Source organism: Stenotrophomonas maltophilia, from assembly GCF_001676385.1.
Lineage (GTDB): Bacteria > Pseudomonadota > Gammaproteobacteria > Xanthomonadales > Xanthomonadaceae > Stenotrophomonas > Stenotrophomonas maltophilia_J.
Window position 1 is genome coordinate 174,206 of sequence record NZ_LYVJ01000006.1, and the last position, 19,550, is coordinate 193,755.

The following is a 19,550-nucleotide window of genomic DNA, read 5'->3' on the forward strand; positions in this document are numbered from 1 at the left end:
CGACAGATCGCGGAAAACTGTCGAAGGCAGGGTGGGTCCGGTTGCGGGGGCGTGTGATCTGGCCCCCCGTAACCGTACCCACCCCGCCAACCCACGGATAGCCAGCTTCTGCTGTTGACGTTGCTTCGGCAGGTGCAGGGCTGCAAGCCCTGCAACCCGCCCCCTCAGTGAGCAGCAGGCCGCGACGGCGGCAGCCACGCCGCCACGATGCCGAGCAATGGCAGGAACGCGGTCAGCTGGTAGACGTATTCGATGCTGGTCCTGTCCGCCAACAGGCCCAGCACGGCTGCGCCCAGTCCGCCCATGCCGAACGCGAACCCGAAGAACAGGCCGGACACCATGCCGATGCGGTGCGGCATCATCTCCTGCGCATAGACCACGATCGCCGAGAACGCCGAAGACAGCACGAAGCCGATCAGCACCGCCAGCACCGTGGTCCACAGCAGATCGGCATGCGGCAGCATCAAGGCGAACGGGGCCACGCCCAAGATCGATGCCCAGATGATCGGCTTGCGGCCAATACGGTCACCCAGCGGGCCACCGAGGAAGCCGCCAGCGGCGGACGCCACCAGGAACGCAAACAGATGCAACTGCGCCTGCGCCACCGGAATGCCGAAATGGTGGATCAGGTAGAAGGTGAAATAGCTGCCGATGCTGGCCATGTAGAAGTACTTGCTGAAGATCAGCACCAGCAGGATCGCCAGCACCCTCGCCACGGTACGCGGCGGGTGCCGCGGTGCCAGCGCAGCCGTGCTGGCCGGGCGTGGCGTGCCCAGGTGCAATGCGTACCAGCGACCGACGTAGGTCAGCAGGCCGATGCCGATCAGGGCGGCACCGGCAAACCACGATGCGGCGTGCTGGCCATACGGCACGATCACTGCGGCGGCGATCAGCGGGCCCAGCGCCGTGCCGAAATTGCCACCGACCTGGAACACCGACTGTGCGAAACCATGACGGCCGCCGGATGCCAGCCGCGCGATGCGCGAAGCCTCCGGGTGGAAGATCGCCGAGCCGATGCCGACCATTGCCGCAGCCATCAGCACCATCGCGTAGTTCGGCGCGAAACCGAGCAGCAGCATGCCGCACAGGGTCGAGGCCATGCCGATCGGCAGCGAGTACGGTGCCGGGCGGCGATCGGTGGCCATGCCGATCAACGGCTGGAAGATCGAGGCGGTGAGCTGATAGGTCAGCGTGATCAGGCCGATCTGGGTGAAGCTGAGGTTGAAGCCCCCCTTGATCACCGGATAGATGGCCAGGATCAGGGACTGCATCATGTCGTTGACGACATGCGAGGTGGAGATGGCGGCCAGCACGCCCGGGGCTACCGGGCGCGAGGTCGTTGCGGGAGAAGCCAGGGTCGACATGGACGCAGTCAGGTTGGGGGCGAGCCACGCATGCTACGGTGGCCCTCTGCTCCCTTCTACCGCGTTCTGGTCATGACCTATCGCAAAAAGGACATCTCCTGCCCGATCCGCGAAACGGCGCCGTGGAAGGAGGTGCCCATGCAGCGCCCGGTGACGGGCCGCGCTCGCCACTATCGCGCCGGCACCCACATCGCGCCGCATCGGCATCGGCGTCATCAGCTGGTCTATGCCCTGTCCGGCTCGATGGTGGTGCGCTCGGAAGCTGGCCGGTGGGTGGTGCCATCCACCCGTGCGATCTGGGTGCCTGCCGGCATGGCGCATGCGGTGGACTGCATCGCCGAGGTGCACATGCGCAGCCTGTACGTGGAGCCGGACTTCGCACCGCACCTGCCTGCCGAGGCGTTCGCGGTGCAGGTGGCACCACTGCTGCGTGAACTGCTGCAGGCGGCCAGCCTGATCGAGGGCACGCACGAGGACGACAGCCGCGATGGCCGCGTGGTGCGCCTGCTGCTGGACGAACTGCACCGCATGGACGTGCTGCCGCTGCATCTGCCCTCGCCCACCGACCCACGCCTGCAGCGGATCTGCCACCACATCCAGAAACACCCCGGCGACGACGCCACGCTGCAGGACTGGGCGCAGGCGCTGCAGGTGGACGTGAAAACCATCCAGCGCCATTTTGCCAGCGAGCTGGGCATGACCTTCGGCCAGTGGCGGCAGCAGGCGCGGCTGCTGGCGGCGATGGAGCGGCTGGCGATCGGCGACAAAGTCATCGATGTTGCGCTGGCGATGGGTTACGACAGCCCCAGCGCGTTCACCAGCATGTTCAAGCGACAACTGGGGCAGACGCCTGCGGCGTTTTTCCGTTGATTCGTTGAACGGCATCCACGCACGGCGCGGGGTCCACCCGCGCGGCATCACGGGTAACGCCGGGCAACGTCCGGCGGATTCGATGGAACACCCACAAACGAAAACGCCGGGCAATGCCCGGCGCTGTCGTTGAGCGGCTTCCGCTGCGGGATCAGGACGTCATCCGGTCCCAGAAGCCCTTCACGCCATCCATGAAGGTGGCCGACTTCGGCGAATGCTTGCGCGCTTCCTCGCCGACGAAGGTTGCCTCGAACTGCTCAAGCAATTTGCGCTGTTCGGTAGTGAGGTTGACCGGGGTCTCCACCACCACGCGGCAGTACAGGTCGCCTTCGCTGCGGCTGCGCACCGAACGCACGCCCTTGCCGCGCAGGCGGAACAGCTTGCCGGTCTGGGTCTCGGCCGGAATACGGATCTCCGCTTCACCACCCAGGGTGGCAACGCGCACGGTGTCGCCCAGTGCCGCCTGCGAGATGCGGATCGGCACTTCGCAGTGCAGGTCGTCGCCATCACGCTGGAAGATCGCATGCTCGCGCACGCGCACTTCCACGTACAGGTCGCCCGGCGGCGTACCGACCGGACCGGCCTCGCCTTCACCCGCCAGGCGGATGCGGTCGCCGGTATCGACGCCTGCCGGCACCTTCACTGACAGCACCTTGTCTTCCTCGACGCGGCCGTTGCCGTGACAGGTCTTGCAGGGCTTGGCAATGATCTGGCCACGGCCGCCGCAGTTGTGGCAGGCCTGCTGCATGGCGAAGATGCCACGCTGGATGCGCACCTGGCCGCGGCCATGGCACACGTTGCAGGTTTCGACCTTGCCGTCCTCGGAGCCGCTGCCGTCACAATCGCCGCATTCGGCCAGGGTCGGAATCTCGATCCGGCGTTCGACGCCGCGCACGGCTTCTTCCAGGTCCAGCTCCATCACATAGCCGATGTCGGCACCGCGACGGGCCTGGCGCGGACCACCGCCGCCACCGCCAAAGATGTTGCCGAAGATATCGCCGAAGATATCGTTCATGTCCGGGCCACCCGGACCGCCGCCGCCCATGCCGTGCTCGAACGCGGCGTGGCCGTGGCTGTCGTACATGCGGCGCTTGTTGCCGTCGGACAGCACCTCGTAGGCTTCCTTGCACTCCTTGAAGGAGGCTTCGGCCGCCGCATCGCCCGGGTTGCGGTCCGGGTGGAACTTCATCGCACAACGACGGTAGGCCTTCTTCAGCTCGTCGTCGGTAGCGGTGCGGGCAACGCCCAGCACTTCGTAGTAATCGCGCTTGCTCATATCGTGGATCGCATTCCGGAAAGTCGGGATTCGTCAAAGCGGAAGAGCGGAACCAGGTCCGCTCTTGCGTCGGGCGCCCCGACACGCCGGTGGGCGGTCAGGACCCTGATGCGACAACGGGACGCCGGTGGCCAGCGTCCCGCGTCGGTCCGGATCAGGACTTCTTGTCGTCCTTGACTTCGGTGAACTCGGCGTCCACCACGTCGTCGTTGCCCTTGCCGGCGTTGCCGGCGTCGGCTCCCGGAGCACCGCCCTGGTCGGCCGAAGCGGCGGCGAACAGCGACTGGCCGGCTTCTTCCAGCGCCTTCGACTTGGCTTCGATCTGCGCCTTGTCGTCACCCTTCATCGCAGTCTCCAGGTCGGCCAGGGCCGCCTCGACCTTGCCGATGACATCGCCGCCGACCTTGCTGCCGTGCTCGGTGATGGCGCTGCGGGTGCCGTGGATCAGGGCGTCGGCCTGGTTGCGGGCCTGTACCAGCTCCTGGAACTTCTTGTCTTCCTCGCGGTTGGCTTCCGCGTCGGCGACCATGCGCGCGATCTCTTCCTCGGACAGGCCCGAACCGGCCTTGATCTCGACCTTCTGCTCCTTGTTGGTCTTCTTGTCCTTGGCCGACACGTGCAGGATGCCGTTGGCGTCGATGTCGAAGGACACTTCCACCTGCGGCAGGCCACGCGGGGCCGGCTCGATACCGGACAGGTCGAACTTGGCCAGCGACTTGTTGAAGCGGGCCTGTTCGCGCTCACCCTGCAGCACGTGCACGGTCACCGCCGACTGGTTGTCCTCGGCGGTGGAGAACACCTGCGAGGCCTTGGTCGGGATGGTGGTGTTCTTCTCGATGATCTTGGTGAACACACCGCCCATGGTCTCGATGCCCAGCGACAGCGGGGTCACGTCCAGCAGCAGCACGTCCTTGACGTCGCCGCCGAGCACGCCGCCCTGGATCGCCGCACCCAGTGCCACGGCTTCGTCCGGATTGACGTCCTTGCGCGGTTCCTTGCCGAAGAACTCGGTCACCGCCTGCTGCACCTTCGGCATGCGGGTCTGGCCGCCGACCAGGATCACTTCGCTGATGTCGCTCGAACGCAGGCCGGCATCGTTCAGGGCGACGCGGCACGGCTCGATCGACTTCCTGATCAGGTCGTCCACCAGCGCTTCCAGCTTGGCGCGGGTCAGCTTGATGTTCAGGTGCTTCGGACCCGACGCGTCAGCGGTGACGTACGGCAGGTTCACTTCGGTCTGCTGGGCGCTGGACAGCTCGATCTTGGCGCGCTCGGCAGCATCCTTCAGGCGCTGCAGGGCCAGCGGATCCTTGCGCAGGTCGATGCCCTGGTCCTTGTTGAACTCTTCAACCAGGTACTCGATGACACGGTTGTCGAAGTCTTCGCCGCCCAGGAAGGTGTCGCCGTTGGTGGCCAGCACTTCGAACTGCTTCTCGCCGTCGACGTTGGCGATCTCGATCACCGAGACGTCGAAGGTGCCGCCGCCCAGGTCGTACACCACGATCTTGCGATCCTTGTTGTCGCCCTTGTCCAGGCCATAGGCCAGCGCGGCTGCGGTCGGCTCGTTGATGATGCGCTTGACGTCCAGGCCGGCGATGCGGCCGGCGTCCTTGGTCGCCTGGCGCTGGCTGTCGTTGAAGTAGGCCGGCACGGTGATGACCGCTTCGGTGACCTTCTCACCGAGGAAGTCCTCGGCGGTCTTCTTCATCTTTTCCAGCACCTTGGCCGAGATTTCCTGCGGCGCCATCTTCTTGCCGTCGCTGGTGGCCACCCAGGCGTCGCCATTGTCATGGGCCAGGATGCTGTACGGGACGTGGGCGATGTCCTTCTGCACCTCGCCATCGGTGAACTTGCGGCCGATCAGGCGCTTCACCGCGTAGAAGGTGTTCTTCGGGTTGGTCACGGCCTGGCGCTTGGCCGAGGCACCGACCAGGACTTCGCCGTCCTTGGTGTAGGCGACGATCGACGGGGTGGTGCGATCGCCTTCCGAATTCTCGATGACGCGGGCCTTGCCGCCGTCCATGATCGCCACGCACGAGTTGGTGGTGCCGAGGTCGATACCAATGATCTTGCCCATGGGGGAGACTCCTGAGGATGCTAGTTGGGGTCAGTCCGGCCATTCGGCCGGTGGATGAATACGATGTGGGGGAGGCTCGTGGAACATTCAAGCCATCCTCCGAACGCTGTGTTTCCGGTCCTCCGGCACGTTCAGCGTCGGGTCGGGTGGCGGATCCTGCCCGCCTCCCGCGCCTCGGGATCAGTCCGCGGCCACCACCACCAGCGCCGGCCGCAGCAGGCGCTCGTTGAGCAGGTAGCCCTTCTGGAACACGGTCACCACGCTGCCAGGGGCGGCGCCCGGGGTCGGGGCCTGGCTGATGGCCTGGTGGTGTTCCGGATTGAACGGCTGGCCGATCGGATCCAGCAGGACCAGGCCGTTGTCGGCAGCAACCTTCAGCAGCTGCTTGTAGGTCAGCTCCAGGCCCTCGCGCAGCGGGTGCGGGTCGTCGCCAGCAGCCTTCAGGCCGGCATCCAGGCTGTCGAACACCGGCAGCAGTTCGCCCAGCAGCTTCTCGTTGGCGAACTTGCGCGCCTGCTCGATGTCACGGGCGACCCGCTTGCGCTGGTTCTCCAGGTCGGCGCGCTCACGCAGCGCATCGGCCTTCACCTGCTCGACCTCGGCGCGCAGGCGCTCCACTTCGTCGTTGACGCCGTCGACGGCGGCCGCGTCGGCGGCACTCTGCTGGGTTTCGATATCTGGATGCTCGTGGTTCATGTCTGGGTCCCTGGCGGTCACTCCCCGCCTCCACCCACCCTAGTGTGGGCGGGATGCTGCGTTTCAAGCGTCGGATGACCCCGGGGCGCGTCCGGCCGGCGCAAACGCCGCGCCGAGCACGTCGGCCGTCGCCTGGACCAGGGGGATCATGCGGTCGTAGGCCATCCGCTTGGGGCCGATTACGCCCAGCACCCCCAGCACCTGGCCGTTGGCGGTGTACGGGGCGGTGACCAGCGAGACCCCCTGCAACGGCATCATCCCGGTCTCCTCGCCGATGAAGATGCGCACGCCCGGGGCCTGGATGGTCCGCTCGAGCAGCTGCAGGATCTCGCGCTTGCTGGAGAACAGCTCGAAAAGTTCGCGCAGGCGCTCCAGGTCGGACAGGTCCTGCACTCCCATCAGCCGGGTCTGCCCGGCCACCAGCATGTCGTCGGCCGGGGGCTGCAGGGCCTGCTCGGCCAGCTCGATGCTGCGCGCCAGCAGCTGCTCCAGCTCGGAACGGGCGTCGCGCAGCTCCAGCAGCAGGCGGGTGCGGATCTCGGCCAGCGGCAGGCCGGCAAAATGCGTGTTGAGGTAGTTGGCCACCTGCTCCAGCTGGCCGGGCGCGAAGTCCTGGCGGGTCTCGATGACCCGGTTCTGTACCTCGTTGTCGGCGAAGACCAGGATCGCCAGCACGCGCCGCCCATCCAGCGCCACGAAATCGATCTGGCGGAAGGCGAACTGCTCGCGGCGCGGCGCGCTCACCACGCCGACGAAATGGCTCATCGCCGACAGCAGTTCCGAGGCGCTGCCGAGCAGGGCCTGGGTGCTGCCGCCACCGGCCAGCTCCTGGCGCAGCCGGGCCAGCTCGCCCTCGCCCGGTGGCTGCATCTGCAGCAGGCTGTCGACGAACACCCGGTAACCATGCGCAGTCGGCACGCGGCCGGCGGAGGTATGCGGCGAGGCCAGCAACCCCAGGTCTTCCAGGTCGCCCAGGATATTGCGGATGGTGGCCGGGCTGACCTCCAGGCCAGCCACGCGCGCCAGCGTCTGCGAGCCGACCGGCTCGCCGTCCTGGATGTAGCGCGCGATCAGCGTGCGCAGCAGATGACGCGCACGCGGGGCAAGCTGGTCGGGAGAACCGTGCATGGGATCCACCTGTGAGACACGGACACTAGATAATGGCGGCGCACCACCTTGGCAAGTCATTGGACCTCCCTCGCCCGCGTGCTAGCGTTGCGCGGCTGCTGATACCCCTTTACCCATGCTCAGACATCTTTCGATCAAGGATTTCGCCGTCGTCCGCGCCACCGAACTGGAGTTCGGGCCAGGCATGACCGTGGTTTCAGGCGAGACCGGCGCCGGCAAGTCGCTGATGGTCGACGCGCTGGGCTTCCTGTCCGGCCTGCGCGCGGACAGTGGCGTGGTCCGCCACGGCGCGGCGCGGGCCGAACTGTCGGCCGAGTTCGCGCTGGGCCAGCTGCAGGCCGCGCGTCAGTGGCTGGCCGACAACGAACTGGACGATGAGGACCAGTGCCAGCTGCGCCGGGTGATCCGCGCCGATGGCGGTTCGCGGGCCTGGATCAATGGCCGCCCGGTCACCCTGGCGCAGCTGGCCGAGCTGGCCGCGCTGCTGGTGGAGATCCACGGCCAGCACGAACAGCAGGCGCTGCTGGCGCGCCCGTCGCAGCTGGCCCTGCTCGATGCCTACGCCGGCAACGAACACGAGCGCCACCAGGTGCGCCGCGCCGCCGCAGCCTGGCAGGCGCTGGTCGATGAATCGCTGGCGCTGTCGCAACAGGGTGACGTCAGCGACCGGATCGGCTTCCTCGAGCACCAGCTGCGCGAGCTCGACCGTGAAGACCTGGAACCTGAATCGATCGCCGCCCTCGGGGCCAGCCATCGCCGCCAGGCCCATGCCAGCGCCCTGCTCAGCGCCTGCCAGGCCGCCAGCAACCAGCTCAACGGCGATGACGGCAGTTCCGCGCTGGACCTGCTGCAGCAGGTGCGCCATGAGCTGTCGCGCCTGGTCGAACATGATCCACGCCTGGGCGAAGTGGATGCCCTGATCGAGAACGCCTCGATCCAGCTGCACGAGGCCTTGTCGCTGCTGGACCGGGTGCACGATGACCTCGACGCAGATCCGGAACAGTTCGAGGAGAACGAGCGCCGCCTCGGCCGCCTGCATGATCTGGCCCGTAAGCACCGCGTGCCGATGGACGAGCTGGGCGCGCAGCGCGAGCGCATGCACGCCGAAGTGGAACAACTGCGCGGCGCCGATGAGCGCCTGCAGCGCCTGGCCGGGGAAATCGACAAGGCCGCTGCTGCCTGGCGCGCCCAGGCCGAGGCGCTGACCGCCAGCCGTCGCAAGGCCGCTGCCGAGCTGTCGGCCACCACCACCAGCATCATCGCCGAGCTGGGCATGGGCGGCGGCCAGTTCCTGATCGAGTTGGAACCACAGGACACCGGCAAGCCCGACCCGCAGGGTGCCGAGCGCGTGGAATTCCTGGTTGCAGCCAATGCCGGCCAGCCGCCACGCGCCCTGCGCAAGGTCGCCTCCGGCGGCGAGCTGTCGCGCATCTCGCTGGCCATCGAGGTGGCCGCGCTGGACCTGGACGCGGTGCCGACCATGGTGTTCGACGAGGTCGACTCCGGCATCGGCGGCGCGGTCGCCGATATCGTGGGCCAGAAACTGCGCGCCCTCGGCGAGAAGCGCCAGGTGCTGTGCGTGACCCACCTGCCGCAGGTCGCCTCCAAGGGCCACGCCCATTACCGGGTCAGCAAGGCCCCGGTGGAAGGCATGACCCAGAGCGCGGTGGAAAAGCTGGACAGCAAGGCCCGCGAGGAAGAACTGGCGCGCATGCTGGGCGGTGTGGAAGTAAGCAGGGAAGCGCGCGCCGCCGCGCGCAAGCTGCTGCAGGCGTGAGGCCGGCGGAGCCGAGCGTGGGCTGGGCTCTACAGGTGTTCCCGAACGAAACCGACGTATAGAGCCGAGCCCATGCTCGGCTTCCGCGCACCAGCGCGGCACAGCTCACTCCAGCGGCCGCGCCAGATCCACCTTCTCCACCAGGAAATCGAGGAACGCACGCACCCGCAGCGGCAGGTAGCCCCCCTGCCCCAGGAACAACGCGTGCACTTCTTCCAGGTCGCCGGGGTTGGCCTCTTCCAGCACTGGCAGCAGGCGCCCGGCGGCCATGTCAGCCTGCACCTGGAACGCCGCCAGCCTGGCCATGCCCAGCCCGCCCAGCACCAGCCTGCGCAGCGCATCTCCATTGCTGGCACGGGCGTTGCCACTGGGCGGCACCACCGATTCCCGGCCATCCTGCAGCAGCGGCCAGCCCTGCATCGCGCGCGCATGGCCGATGTCCAGCCGGTTGTGCGACTGCAGTTCCTCGACGGTGCGCGGCAGGCCATGCCGCTGCGCATAGGCCGGTGCAGCCACGATCACCATCCGCGTCGCACCCAGCCGCCGCGCCACCAGGCTGGAGCTTTTCAGCGGACCGGCGCGTACCGCCACATCGGTGCGCTGCTCGAGCAGGTCGATGACCTCGTCGTTGAGTGTCAGGTCCACGCCCACCTGCGGATGACGCTCAAGGAATTCCGGCAACAGCGGCAACAGGAAGTGCTGGCCGAACGGTACGTTCGAGTTGACCCGAAGCCGCCCTCGCGGCTCGGCATGGGCGCTGGCACAGCGCTCGGCCTCGTCGAGGTCGGCCAGTATGCGCAGGCCGCGCTCGTAGAATGCGCAGCCTTCCGGGGTCAATTGCAATTGGCGGGTGGACCGCTGCAGCAGGCGCGTGCCCAATCGCTGCTCCAATCGCGCCACCAGCTTGCTGACCGCCGAGGGCGTCATGTCCAGCGTACGGGCGGCCGCGGAGAAACCGCCGGTCTCGATCACGCGTGCGAACACTTCCAGCTCACCGGAACGGTTGATGTCGGGTCGTGCCATGCCAATGAATCCAGTTCACAGATGATTGTCCACGCGCAGTCTAGTTCACAGATCGGCAGGGAATCACCATGGCCGTCCCTCCTGCCGGGATCGATCGATGAATCGCCTCAGCCAGCTCTCCGCCGCCGCCCTGATCGCCCTGTCCGGCGCCGCCAGCGCCGCACCCGCCCCGCACTGGGTGGCCAGCTGGCAGGCCAGCCCGCAACCGGTGTGGGACGCCGGGTTTCTCTTCCCGACGCTGGTTCCGCTCACACTGCGGGATCAGACCTTCCGCCAGACGGCTCGCATCAGCCTGGGCGGACCGCAGCTGCGGGTACGCTTGAGCAATGCCCATGGCACGCAGCCGTTGCAGATCGGCGCCGCCAGCGTCGCACCACACACGGGTGCCATGCCGCAACCGCTCAGCTTCGATGGCCGGCCCGGCGTGCTCATCGGCCCCGGCCACGAGCGCCTGAGCGACCCGCTGGCACTGGCCACCGTTGACCGGCAGGCGCTGCAGGTCAGCGTCTTTGTGCCAGGGCCTGCAGAGCTGCGGACCTTCCATTGGGAAGGTCGCCAGACCAGTTGGATCGCCGATGGCGACCAGACCCGGGACAGCGACCTGCATGGCGCCAGCGCCACCACCGCCCGCCTGTTCCTGGCCGGCATCGAGGTCGAGGCCGACGCCAGCGCGCGCAGCGTGGTGGTGATCGGCGATTCGATCACCGATGGCGCCACGGCCAGCCTTGACCAGGACCAGCGCTGGACCGACCACCTGGCCGCGCGCCTCGCCCCGCGTGGAGTGGCGGTGGTCAACGCTGGTATTTCCGGCAATCGGCTGCTGAGCGATGGCATGGGTGAGTCCGCCCTGGCCCGTTTCCAGCGCGACGCGCTGGATCAGCCCGGCGTGGCCAGCGTGATCGTACTGATCGGCATCAACGACATCAGCTGGCCCGGTACGGCTTTCGCCCGCGACCAGCCCCGGCCCCGCCTGGCCGAGCTGCAGGCCGGCTACCGCGCGCTGGCCGGACAGGCGCACCGCCGCGGCCTGCGCATCCTCGGCGCCACCCTGCCGCCGTTCGCCGGGGCATTGCCCGGCACTCCGCTGGACGACTATTACCACCCGGACAAGGACGCCCTGCGCCGGCGGCTCAATGCCTGGCTGCGCACGGACGGTCCGTTCGACGCGGTGATCGATCTGGACGCCGCCCTGCGCGACCCGGCCGATCCCTCACGGATGGCCCCCGCCTACGACTCCGGCGATCACCTGCATCCCGGCGATGCGGGCAACCGGGCGATGGCCGAGGCGGTGGATCTGGAGGTTCTGCTGGGTAGCAAGGGGTCAGAGCCCTTTGCTGGCGCAAAGGGATCCGCCCCCACGGGGCGCACGGGGGCGGATCCCTCTCCCGCAGGGAAAGGGCTCTGACCCCATCAACGAAAAACCCCGGGGCGGGACCCGGGGTCTTGTCGCATGCGGCTGGGTGGAATCGCCTACTTGCGCTTCTTGCGCACGTACAGCACCAGCGAGTGCTCTTCCAGCTCGTAGCCGTGATCGGCGGCGATCCTGCGCTGCAGCTCTTCGATCTCGGTGCTTTCAAATTCGATGATCTTGCCGCTGTCCACGTCGACCATGTGGTCGTGATGGCCGCCGCGGTCCAGCTCATAGACGGCCTGGCCGCCTTCGAAATTGTGCTTGAGCACGAGGCCGGCAGCTTCGAACTGGGTCAACACGCGGTAGACGGTCGCCAGGCCGATCTCGTCGCCATGCTCCAGCAGCTGGCGGTAGATGTCTTCGGCGGTCATGTGATGCTGGGGCGTGCGCTGTTCAAGCAGCGCCAGGATCCGCATCCGTGGATGGGTCACCTTCAGGCCGACTTTTCGCAGGTCGTGGGTTTCCATAGGTCTCCGTTCATTGGCGATTTAGCGCCAGCTGCCTCGGATTGGGTCGCGGTGGCACGCCGGGAGTGTATCATCGGTTCGATTTCCCCAACCGCCATTCCCGATGCGCAATCTCCTGCTGGTCGCCGCCGTCGCCCTGTCCACCACCGGGTGCGGCATCATCTACAAGCAACCCATCTATCAGGGCAACCTGATCCGGGAAGATGCCGTGGCCAAGCTGCAGGTCGGGCAGAGCAAGCAGCAGGTCACCGCGCTGCTGGGTACCCCGTCCGTTCCGGACCCGTTCCATGCCCAGCGCTGGGACTACACCGCCAGCCAGCGCGTGGACCGACTGGGCCGTACCGAGGTGAAGAACTTCACTGTGTTCTTCGAGAACGACACCGTGACCCGCTGGGAGGGCGACTACTTCCCGGGCAACGACAAGGCCCTGGCCCAGCAGACCGTACGCCAGTTCGGCCGCAACCTGCCCAAGGACAAGAAGAAGAAGGGGCGCTGAGCCCCCTGCCCGTCCTGCGGACGGGTCGCAGGACTCAACCGCCGAGCGCCCGGCGCCGGCGGTTGTCCTTGGGATCGGCGCGCAACGGGCGCAGCAGCTCGACGCGGTCGCCATCCAGCAACGCCTGCTGCGGGCGGGCCAGCACGCCATGCACGGCCACGGCCGGGCAGCCGGCACTGCCTTCCAATGCCGCCGCAGCAACCGCCTCGGCCACCGTCGCCCCCTCCTGCAACTGCAACCGGCGCGATACCACCCGCTGCGGCCAGGCCAGCACCACCTCGACCTCGATCATGGCTCAGGCCTCGTCGGCGACGCGGACGAAATCGTTGACCATGCGATCCGCCAGCCCCTGGAAGCCGATCGCCAGCGCTGGACCCAGCAACCGCGAGCTGGGTTCGAACTCCAGGGTCAGCGTGACCTTGCAGGCGTCCTCGGCCAGCGCATGGAACTCCCAGCGGCCGTGCAACTGCTTGAACGGACCGTCCTTCAGCTGCATGTCGATGCTGTGCGGTCGTTGCAGGGTGTTTTCGGTCTGGAACCAGGTACTGAACGAGCCCAGTCCCAGATCCAGGCGCGCCACCAGGCGGTCCTCGCCCTCTTCCAGCACGCGGGCGTTGGAACACCAGCGGAAGCGGCGAGGATAGGCGCGGACATCGTTGACCAGGTCGAACATGCGCGCGGCCGAATGTTCGACCAGGGCGCTGCGGCGGATAGTAGGCATGAATACAGGGCGCTTCGGCAATCGACCGGGCGGGCCCGAATCGGAGACAATACGGAAATGAGCAAGAACAGCGGCAAGGATAAAGCAAAGAGCGCGACGGCCAACAAGACCATCGCGCTGAACAAGCGTGCCCGTCACGAGTACCACATCGAAGAGCGGTTCGAGGCCGGGCTGGCCCTGCAGGGCTGGGAGGTGAAGTCGATCCGCGCAGGCCGCGGCAACATCATCGACGCCTACGCCTACGTGAAGCGCGGCGAGATCTACCTGATCGGCGCACAGATCACCCCGTTGATCCAGGCCTCCACCCACGTGGTGGCCGAGGACCGCCGCGAGCGCAAGCTGCTGCTGCATCGGAACGAGATCGACAAGCTGATCGGCAAGGTCGAGCGCGATGGCTACACCATCGTGCCCACGGCGATGTACTGGAGCAAGAACAAGATCAAGCTCGAGATCGCACTGGCCAAGGGCAAGCAGAACCACGACAAGCGCGATGCCGCCAAGGACCGCGACTGGGCGATCGAGAAGCAGCGCGTGATGCGTCGCGGCAACCGCGACGCGTAAAGGCCTGTCCGGGATGTAGAGCCGAGCCCGTGCTCGGCTGCCTGGCCTTCGGTAGAGCCGAGCCCATGCTCGGCTTCGGCAAAGCAGCAGTCGAGCATGGCTCGACTCTACAAAAGGCGGGTCAACCTGCCAGCACGCCCTGCCCGCGCATGCGCGGTGCCAGCGCCGCGTGCATCACCGCCAGGTGCATCACTACCGCCAGTTCCGGCGCATGGCGGTCGTCACCCGCCTGCCACTGCCGGGCCAGCCGGGCGGCGTCGGCGGGCAGCAACGCCAGCAGCTGGGTATCGTCCAGGGCCTCGGCTGCACCCTGCAGCTGGCGGGCCAACTGCCGCGACTGCCATACATGCGCCCCCATGCTGAGGCTGGCCAATGACATCAGGGCCAAGGCCAGGCCATGCTCGAACCACTGCGCAAGCACATCCGGCCCCCACAGCAGAGCCGCCAGTACCGCCAGCGCCGGCAGGCGCCATCCCAGCCAGTGGAGACGTCCGCGCCGTGGCCAGTGCACCACGACCGCACTGGCCACCAGCGCCACAGCGGCGGTGGCCGGCAGTTCGGTCAGTCCGGTCGCCGCCAGCAGCAGCACCAGTACGGCGCAGACCCAGCGCGGCGGCAATGCTCGCCGCCGGTAGTCGGCGCCGACCGGCCCGACCAGCTGCCGCAGGCTGCGTTGTTGCCCAGCGTCGGTCACTCACAGTCTCCGTGTCTCGGCTTGCCTCGGATGGTCTTCGACAGTGTGTCGCAAATTCGTGCCAATGACGTTAGCAATCCGCTATGACGCGCGATCGCTCTGCGGACGAACCAACGCATCCGGGGCGAGCGCGCAGAGGTCCTTGCTCAGGAATATCCGGGACGTGCCGGGCGGATGACAGGGCACTTCACCGAACACGGTCCAGCCCTGCTTCAGGTAGAAGTCCGGCGCCTGGAAGCTGATCGTGTACAGCACGCCGGATCGGCAACCGCGCTTGCGCGCTTCATCCTCGGCGGCGGCAAGAATCCGGGCGCCCAGGCCACTGCCCCGTTGGGCCGGTGGCAGATAGAACAGGTCAACGAACAGCAGGCCCAGGGACGTCCGGCCACAGAGCCCGCCCACCACCCTGCCGGTGACCGGATCGGTGACCAGTACCGCCAGGGTGCGCCGGTCGCCGCACCCGGTGGCCTGCTGGTTGAAGTCATCAAGGCCGTCGGCAATCAGGTCCAGCGACTCCTGGCTGGGGGAATCGGTCACAGTGATCTGGAGCTGCATGCGTACATCCTGTTCTACGCCTGTAAACGACCGATGCTACAGGCAAGGAGCGGTTTCGCGTGACGGGCAGTTGCACAGCCGGCCGTGGCCGAACTGCTCGGCTTACGCACGAGCAGTCCTGCGGATGAAAGCGCGACGGTGTCCCTTTGCAGAAGAGCCCAGCTGAGATACGCCTTCGTCGTCGGCGAAGGACTTGCTCCCCACCAGGGTCCCCGATGCCGGTGCCCGGGCGGCGACCGGCCGCAACCCGCTGGCCGCTGCTGCCCGGAGCCTTGTGCGGGGCGGAAGCGGCGACTGAACGGTTTCGGGGCTTGCCCGCACTGCACGTGACTGTTCAGGAAGGCAGCCCCGCCTCGCGCCTGCCCCACAGCTCAGCGCTGGCCCGATCCTGCTCATGGCTCGTGCATTGTCGGACTGGCCCACCTGGTCCAGCCTCTACCGGCCCAGCGCAGAAATCCAGATCCCGTATAGGCATACGAAAGTGCCCCCCCCACCCCACTGCAAACGATCACTGTCGGGACGTTCGGGTGGCAGGACAACCGGATCACCCAATGGAAATCGGCGGGAAGAGGCATTGTCGAGAGAATACGTCCAGACGTCGCAGATGCTGTGAGTGCCGCGGCGTCCCAACTGAACAGCTCGGAATTGGTGCGGGCGCGGCAGTGGTTGCGGCGCACTCGCTTGGAATAGGCAAGATGCACTGGGGCGAAATATTCGGCCCATGCTCGAGCAGCACTATCATGTCCACATCGTCAATCAGAGGAACAGTACATGGGTGGTTTCAGCATATGGCATTGGATCATTCTCCTGGCGATCATCCTCATACCGCTTGGTATCGCAGTTGCAATCGTGACGACCGTACTACGCCGAAGGAAGTGAAACGACATCGGGCAATTAACGTTGGATTCGCGAACTGCTGAGGACTGCCTGACACTCCACACGCACACCATGGCGCGGAGATCATGACGCATCGAGCAGTTTTTCTGAGCCGTTTTCTGACCAAGCACTCGGACACCAAAGCACCGCAAATCCAGTGAATGCTATGATCAAGGAGCTCAAGGAGGATCTAAATGCGAAACATGATTGCCTTGGCTTCCGTTCTTCTGGGAGCTACTTTGTCCACTGATGCGTATGCATATGAATATTCCATACAGTGCGAAACATGTGTTACCGATGCACAGTTCGCCGCACGAGCTCGCGACCTGCAAGCTCTGAATGGGAACGGAAGTGGCTTCTTCTACGTTTACAACCTCGGCGCGAACGTCGTCCAGAAATGGTGGGTCAATGGCGCTGCCAGCGGAGGCGACGGAGGTAGTGGTGGCGGGAGACCCAGAATGGCTTCATCAGCCTCGAGCACATCCTCACAATCGCCAGTTGAGAGTCATGTGAGAGTCGAAGTAGACAAGGCTCACAAACTCTACGTAATTGGCGGCAATAGCCTACGACCCATTTACAACGTTCCCATTGAGCACCTCTCCATCCCCGCCACCAACGGAAAGTCGACCTATGATGTACTGCTCGACAACAATCTAAAAGCCCAGATTGAATCATCTCTTGGTGATACCAATACGCTCAACTCCATTGTCAATGCCGACATTCTGTCGTCAATGATTGACATTGCCCAGAACGCAACAAACGTACTTGGACTCAAGGAAAAGAGCTTCCTCCTGTTCCGTGTAGTCATGTCTGACGGCACGTACATGGACTACGCCCTGCAAATTGAGGATACGACTGCTGACGCTAAAGAAGAGTCTGCACGTACGTCAACGGGCCAATTGATTCCAGCAAGCCAATCGAACATCCAGGGAGCATGGAACGGCAGCGTGGAGAATCTGGCACCAATGGTAGATCACCTGATTAAGCTCGGCGTCCCTGTGGAGAATGTTGGAGTTGGCAGTTACGTAACCGAGATTGTCTGCACGTCATCGAAGTGCTCTATACGACGAATCCAAAGGTAGCTGCTTCACGGAAAGCGTGCTTCCACCTGAGATGGCCCAGGTTGGAGGCACAGCTTTTTCTGTCCGGGTCGCTCCACCCAAGCCGCCTCAACTTGACCGATCATTAAGTGGCCTCGTGCTTGGCCACCCATAGCTCGGCACCCGCGCGCCCCTGTTCGTAGCTGCTGCAGCGCCGCGACGGTCCGCCCGGACCATTCCTATGTCGATCAAGGTGTGCCACCCAGATCCCGTCATCGACACGCTGGGTCATGGGGACGACCCAGACCCCCTGGCAGGCGATCACAGTCAGCGGGTCGCCTGGCCAGCCGGCAGAGCGTGTGGTCCAGTAGAAGGAGTCGGGAAGCGGCATGGCCGGCAGGATACGAATGGCGGTCGCAGCAGTTGCGATTGTGAGCACTCTGTTGCCACGCCGCGCTCGCTCCCCTCTTATGCAGCGAGCTGGTGCTCGTAGAGCCGGTTCCGTTTGTCGTCGAAGATCCGATACATCGCGGCCAGGTCAGCCGGGTCCGGATTGAGCTAGGCATCGACGTGCTCGGGCTTGGTATTGATGATCGTCCGATCATGGCCGGCCGCGGCGACTTCGGGCTCGGGGTCGTCGGTAATCGCGGCAAAGAACAGCAGGTCGGGCTCTTTCCCTGCAGGGTCCGTCCAGTGCGACCACAGGCAGGCCACCAGCATCGGTTCGCCCGTGCGCGACGTGAACTGCACCGCCTGGTTGTTGCCGTCCGGACCTTCCACGTTCTCGTAGAACGTCTCCACCACCATCAGCCGGTGGGTGTGGCCGAATGCCGGCGCCCAGAATTTCTCCAGGCTACCCCGACCGCCATCTCGCGCAGGAAATGGGTGGAATCCCAATCACCGCCGTCAACAGCATGAAATCTCGCGGGATACCCGACGTTTCCGCATTACCCATCCCCAGAAACCACCGAACAGGTTCGCGGAGACGATGAAAATAGCCCAAACGGCAATGCCGGAAATTGTCGGCCAACACTGTGCGAGTGGAAGTTGCGACAGCAGCATCAACAGAAGATGCCCTTCTGCCGCGATGATCGGCGTGCCGATGAGCCAGCCGGCGAGCAACCACCGATCACGACGTTGGAACACCATGGCGAAATCGAGGTGGTACACCAATCGTCCGATGTAGTAGGCCAACACAGCAGTCAGGAACACCAGCGAGTAGCCAGCGAGCGTGAAGTCTTGGCTGACCCGCACCTTCTGCCAGCTCTCGCCGATCAGCAGCCACTGGGTCACAGCCGGGTTGTAGTCGACAATCGGAACTATCCCGACTCTTCGCGCCAGCCATGCCAAACAGTGGAAGCAGTACCACGCAAAAACGATGAAGGCCGCCGCAGCAAGCCACATCCGCAAGCGCCTGAGACGTTCGGACTTCGCTACACCCGGCATAAGCTGCTCATTGAATGAGTTCGTTTGCATTATGCCGCCATGAGCGCCGCCTTTCCCTGAAGGGGCCGCCAAAGTAGCCCCCGGACCTTACAAATCCGGCAGACCCAACGCTCGACGCACTGTAGTCAGGAGCACCGTCGTCGAGCGCGCCAGTGCTTGCTGATCGCGCGTCAGTTGGTCGTACATCTGCACCAGCTCCGGAGGCACCTGCCCCACTCGACCAGCCTTGAAGACCTCCATCGAGACCACCTGAGCCTTAAGGCGCTCATCTTCCATGCCCTTCTCCAGCATCTGGCGGCGGGAGTGCCGCCCTCTGGATGCCTTGGGCCCTACCTCCAAGCCTGTTGCAGAGGAAAGAAAACCAGCGCCACTGTTCATGGGCTGGCCGTTCTCCCGCTTTCCTTCTCCAATGGCCACTACCTGCGAGTCCTTCTTGTCCATCGGTTACTGCCCCCTGTATCGGTAACGCCGGCACCAGCGCCGGCGCCGGCGCCGTCACATTGCTTTCATCCCGACTGATCCGATTGGGCCACTACGCTCCAACAATCACTCCGTCACGGCTTTGTTCAGCCGCGCCTCCAGCGTCGGGTTGAGCACGATGCCGGCCTCCGCCCTGGCGCTGTAGCGGGCCCGGTTTTTGATCGACTGCTGCAGACCGCTGGAGGTGATGGCCAACTCGGGGTTGGCCTTGTTGAAGGCGCCGATCTTGCTGAGGACCGAAGCCCGATCGCTGGCGTTGCCGTTGCGCAGGGCCATGCCGGATTCCTCGCAGGCAGCGTCGCGGCTGGTGACCCACAGCACGTCGTTGCCATCCAGGAACACCTAGGCGTTGACCTGGCCGTTCGGCTGGACCGCCACGACCAGGGCGGGCAGCACGTCGCCGGCGGCCGCCCTGTTGCCGACGCGCGCCTGGGCACCCACCGGCCAGGTGTTGTCGAGCAGGCGCTCCTGGATGGCCGGGCCATCGGTGCGGCGCGCATTGATGCGGAGCGCGTCGGTATCACTCAGGATGTAGTGGACGATCCGCCCGATCAAGGCCTTCTGGGTCACTTCGCGGTCCTGCTGGTAGGCC

The 19,550-nt window shown here is 65.7% G+C and carries 21 protein-coding genes and 1 pseudogene; 6 read left to right on the forward strand and 16 right to left on the reverse strand.

Annotated elements, in window-relative coordinates:
* Positions 1–164: 164 nt before the first annotated feature.
* Positions 165–1,364 carry an MFS transporter gene (locus A9K58_RS09565; RefSeq protein WP_065199162.1) on the reverse strand — a complete coding sequence of 400 codons (1,200 nt, stop codon included), beginning with the start codon at positions 1,362–1,364 and terminating at the stop codon, positions 165–167.
* 72 nt (positions 1,365–1,436) lie between these two features.
* On the opposite strand from A9K58_RS09565, the gene A9K58_RS09570 reads away from it, so the two are divergent.
* Positions 1,437–2,234 carry an AraC family transcriptional regulator gene (locus A9K58_RS09570; RefSeq protein ID WP_065199163.1) on the forward strand — a complete coding sequence of 266 codons (798 nt, stop codon included), beginning with the start codon at positions 1,437–1,439 and terminating at the stop codon, positions 2,232–2,234.
* A gap of 151 nt (positions 2,235–2,385) precedes the next feature.
* Here the strand turns inward: A9K58_RS09570 and dnaJ are convergent, their stop codons facing one another.
* The 4 genes from dnaJ to hrcA all read right to left on the reverse strand — a co-directional run bounded on the left by dnaJ (position 2,386) and on the right by hrcA (position 7,411).
* Positions 2,386–3,510, reverse strand: coding sequence for a molecular chaperone DnaJ (gene dnaJ, locus A9K58_RS09575; RefSeq protein ID WP_065199164.1), 1,125 nt, complete (start codon positions 3,508–3,510; stop codon positions 2,386–2,388).
* A 154-nt stretch (positions 3,511–3,664) separates the two neighbouring features.
* Positions 3,665–5,587: a molecular chaperone DnaK gene (gene dnaK, locus A9K58_RS09580; RefSeq protein ID WP_065199165.1), complete on the reverse strand. Its 1,923-nt coding sequence runs from the start codon at positions 5,585–5,587 to the stop codon at positions 3,665–3,667.
* A 180-nt stretch (positions 5,588–5,767) separates the two neighbouring features.
* A complete protein-coding gene (grpE, locus tag A9K58_RS09585) occupies positions 5,768–6,283 on the reverse strand; it encodes a nucleotide exchange factor GrpE (protein ID WP_065199166.1) in 516 nt (171 codons plus the stop codon).
* A 63-nt stretch (positions 6,284–6,346) separates the two neighbouring features.
* Positions 6,347–7,411, reverse strand: a complete 1,065-nt coding sequence (gene hrcA, locus A9K58_RS09590; RefSeq protein WP_065199167.1) for a heat-inducible transcriptional repressor HrcA — start codon at positions 7,409–7,411, stop codon at positions 6,347–6,349.
* A 115-nt stretch (positions 7,412–7,526) separates the two neighbouring features.
* On the opposite strand from hrcA, the gene recN reads away from it, so the two are divergent.
* A complete protein-coding gene (gene recN / locus A9K58_RS09595; protein ID WP_065199168.1) occupies positions 7,527–9,188 on the forward strand; it encodes a DNA repair protein RecN in 1,662 nt (553 codons plus the stop codon).
* Positions 9,189–9,293: 105 nt separating this feature from the next.
* Here the strand turns inward: recN and A9K58_RS09600 are convergent, their stop codons facing one another.
* The gene (locus A9K58_RS09600) at positions 9,294–10,211 is read right to left on the reverse strand and encodes a LysR family transcriptional regulator (RefSeq protein ID WP_065199169.1); all 918 of its coding nucleotides are present in this window, start codon (positions 10,209–10,211) and stop codon (positions 9,294–9,296) included.
* A gap of 97 nt (positions 10,212–10,308) precedes the next feature.
* Between A9K58_RS09600 and A9K58_RS09605 the strand changes: the two genes are divergently transcribed.
* The gene (locus A9K58_RS09605; RefSeq protein WP_065199170.1) at positions 10,309–11,616 is read left to right on the forward strand and encodes an SGNH/GDSL hydrolase family protein; all 1,308 of its coding nucleotides are present in this window, start codon (positions 10,309–10,311) and stop codon (positions 11,614–11,616) included.
* A 65-nt stretch (positions 11,617–11,681) separates the two neighbouring features.
* On the opposite strand, the gene fur is transcribed toward A9K58_RS09605, so the two are convergent.
* Complete coding sequence (fur, locus tag A9K58_RS09610; protein WP_065199171.1) at positions 11,682–12,089, reverse strand: ferric iron uptake transcriptional regulator; 408 nt, start codon at positions 12,087–12,089, stop codon at positions 11,682–11,684.
* Positions 12,090–12,192: 103 nt separating this feature from the next.
* Between fur and A9K58_RS09615 the strand changes: the two genes are divergently transcribed.
* Complete coding sequence (locus A9K58_RS09615; RefSeq protein ID WP_065199172.1) at positions 12,193–12,585, forward strand: outer membrane protein assembly factor BamE; 393 nt, start codon at positions 12,193–12,195, stop codon at positions 12,583–12,585.
* 34 nt (positions 12,586–12,619) lie between these two features.
* Here A9K58_RS09615 and A9K58_RS09620 read toward each other — a convergent pair whose 3' ends face one another.
* Together A9K58_RS09620 and A9K58_RS09625 are read right to left on the reverse strand one after the other, a co-directional pair.
* On the reverse strand, positions 12,620–12,877 hold the full coding sequence (locus A9K58_RS09620; RefSeq protein WP_065199173.1) for an RnfH family protein: 258 nt from the start codon (positions 12,875–12,877) through the stop codon (positions 12,620–12,622).
* 3 nt (positions 12,878–12,880) lie between these two features.
* Positions 12,881–13,306, reverse strand: coding sequence for a type II toxin-antitoxin system RatA family toxin (locus A9K58_RS09625; RefSeq protein WP_065199174.1), 426 nt, complete (start codon positions 13,304–13,306; stop codon positions 12,881–12,883).
* A 57-nt stretch (positions 13,307–13,363) separates the two neighbouring features.
* Here A9K58_RS09625 and smpB point away from each other — a divergent pair, with 57 nt between their 5' ends.
* Positions 13,364–13,867, forward strand: a complete 504-nt coding sequence (smpB, locus tag A9K58_RS09630) for an SsrA-binding protein SmpB (RefSeq protein WP_019661238.1) — start codon at positions 13,364–13,366, stop codon at positions 13,865–13,867.
* Positions 13,868–13,988: 121 nt separating this feature from the next.
* On the opposite strand, the gene A9K58_RS09635 is transcribed toward smpB, so the two are convergent.
* Positions 13,989–14,561, reverse strand: coding sequence for a hypothetical protein (locus A9K58_RS09635; RefSeq protein ID WP_065199175.1), 573 nt, complete (start codon positions 14,559–14,561; stop codon positions 13,989–13,991).
* 81 nt (positions 14,562–14,642) lie between these two features.
* Positions 14,643–15,116, reverse strand: coding sequence for a GNAT family N-acetyltransferase (locus tag A9K58_RS09640; protein ID WP_065199176.1), 474 nt, complete (start codon positions 15,114–15,116; stop codon positions 14,643–14,645).
* 1,070 nt (positions 15,117–16,186) lie between these two features.
* Between A9K58_RS09640 and A9K58_RS19480 the strand changes: the two genes are divergently transcribed.
* Complete coding sequence (locus A9K58_RS19480; protein WP_155760467.1) at positions 16,187–17,074, forward strand: hypothetical protein; 888 nt, start codon at positions 16,187–16,189, stop codon at positions 17,072–17,074.
* Between the two features lie 426 nt (positions 17,075–17,500).
* On the opposite strand, the pseudogene A9K58_RS09645 reads toward A9K58_RS19480, so the two are convergent.
* The 5 genes and pseudogenes from A9K58_RS09645 to A9K58_RS09660 form a co-directional block, all read right to left on the reverse strand.
* Positions 17,501–17,893, reverse strand: a pseudogene (locus A9K58_RS09645) (SOS response-associated peptidase family protein); the annotation flags it as partial.
* 45 nt (positions 17,894–17,938) lie between these two features.
* A complete protein-coding gene (locus tag A9K58_RS09650; protein WP_196769184.1) occupies positions 17,939–18,436 on the reverse strand; it encodes a hypothetical protein in 498 nt (165 codons plus the stop codon).
* A 129-nt stretch (positions 18,437–18,565) separates the two neighbouring features.
* Positions 18,566–18,919 carry a hypothetical protein gene (locus A9K58_RS19485; protein WP_155760469.1) on the reverse strand — a complete coding sequence of 118 codons (354 nt, stop codon included), beginning with the start codon at positions 18,917–18,919 and terminating at the stop codon, positions 18,566–18,568.
* A 105-nt stretch (positions 18,920–19,024) separates the two neighbouring features.
* The gene (locus tag A9K58_RS19860) at positions 19,025–19,300 is read right to left on the reverse strand and encodes a hypothetical protein (protein ID WP_231109280.1); all 276 of its coding nucleotides are present in this window, start codon (positions 19,298–19,300) and stop codon (positions 19,025–19,027) included.
* The gene (locus A9K58_RS09660; RefSeq protein ID WP_231109281.1) at positions 19,301–19,528 is read right to left on the reverse strand and encodes a hypothetical protein; all 228 of its coding nucleotides are present in this window, start codon (positions 19,526–19,528) and stop codon (positions 19,301–19,303) included.
* Positions 19,529–19,550 lie beyond the last annotated feature (22 nt).

Excerpts from the sequence above, each read along its gene's own strand:
- A9K58_RS09565 (WP_065199162.1), bottom strand. The coding sequence starts at position 1,364 with ATGTCGACCCTGGCTTCTCCCGCAACGACCTCGCGCCCGGTAGCCCCG.
- A9K58_RS09570 (WP_065199163.1), top strand. The coding sequence starts at position 1,437 with ATGACCTATCGCAAAAAGGACATCTCCTGCCCGATCCGCGAAACGGCG.
- dnaJ (WP_065199164.1), bottom strand. The coding sequence starts at position 3,510 with ATGAGCAAGCGCGATTACTACGAAGTGCTGGGCGTTGCCCGCACCGCT.
- dnaK (WP_065199165.1), bottom strand. The coding sequence starts at position 5,587 with ATGGGCAAGATCATTGGTATCGACCTCGGCACCACCAACTCGTGCGTG.
- grpE (WP_065199166.1), bottom strand. The coding sequence starts at position 6,283 with ATGAACCACGAGCATCCAGATATCGAAACCCAGCAGAGTGCCGCCGAC.
- hrcA (WP_065199167.1), bottom strand. The coding sequence starts at position 7,411 with ATGCACGGTTCTCCCGACCAGCTTGCCCCGCGTGCGCGTCATCTGCTG.
- recN (WP_065199168.1), top strand. The coding sequence starts at position 7,527 with ATGCTCAGACATCTTTCGATCAAGGATTTCGCCGTCGTCCGCGCCACC.
- A9K58_RS09600 (WP_065199169.1), bottom strand. The coding sequence starts at position 10,211 with ATGGCACGACCCGACATCAACCGTTCCGGTGAGCTGGAAGTGTTCGCA.
- A9K58_RS09605 (WP_065199170.1), top strand. The coding sequence starts at position 10,309 with ATGAATCGCCTCAGCCAGCTCTCCGCCGCCGCCCTGATCGCCCTGTCC.
- fur (WP_065199171.1), bottom strand. The coding sequence starts at position 12,089 with ATGGAAACCCACGACCTGCGAAAAGTCGGCCTGAAGGTGACCCATCCA.
- A9K58_RS09615 (WP_065199172.1), top strand. The coding sequence starts at position 12,193 with ATGCGCAATCTCCTGCTGGTCGCCGCCGTCGCCCTGTCCACCACCGGG.
- A9K58_RS09620 (WP_065199173.1), bottom strand. The coding sequence starts at position 12,877 with ATGATCGAGGTCGAGGTGGTGCTGGCCTGGCCGCAGCGGGTGGTATCG.
- A9K58_RS09625 (WP_065199174.1), bottom strand. The coding sequence starts at position 13,306 with ATGCCTACTATCCGCCGCAGCGCCCTGGTCGAACATTCGGCCGCGCGC.
- smpB (WP_019661238.1), top strand. The coding sequence starts at position 13,364 with ATGAGCAAGAACAGCGGCAAGGATAAAGCAAAGAGCGCGACGGCCAAC.
- A9K58_RS09640 (WP_065199176.1), bottom strand. The coding sequence starts at position 15,116 with ATGCAGCTCCAGATCACTGTGACCGATTCCCCCAGCCAGGAGTCGCTG.
- A9K58_RS19480 (WP_155760467.1), top strand. The coding sequence starts at position 16,187 with ATGCGAAACATGATTGCCTTGGCTTCCGTTCTTCTGGGAGCTACTTTG.
- A9K58_RS09650 (WP_196769184.1), bottom strand. The coding sequence starts at position 18,436 with ATGTGGCTTGCTGCGGCGGCCTTCATCGTTTTTGCGTGGTACTGCTTC.
- A9K58_RS19485 (WP_155760469.1), bottom strand. The coding sequence starts at position 18,919 with ATGGACAAGAAGGACTCGCAGGTAGTGGCCATTGGAGAAGGAAAGCGG.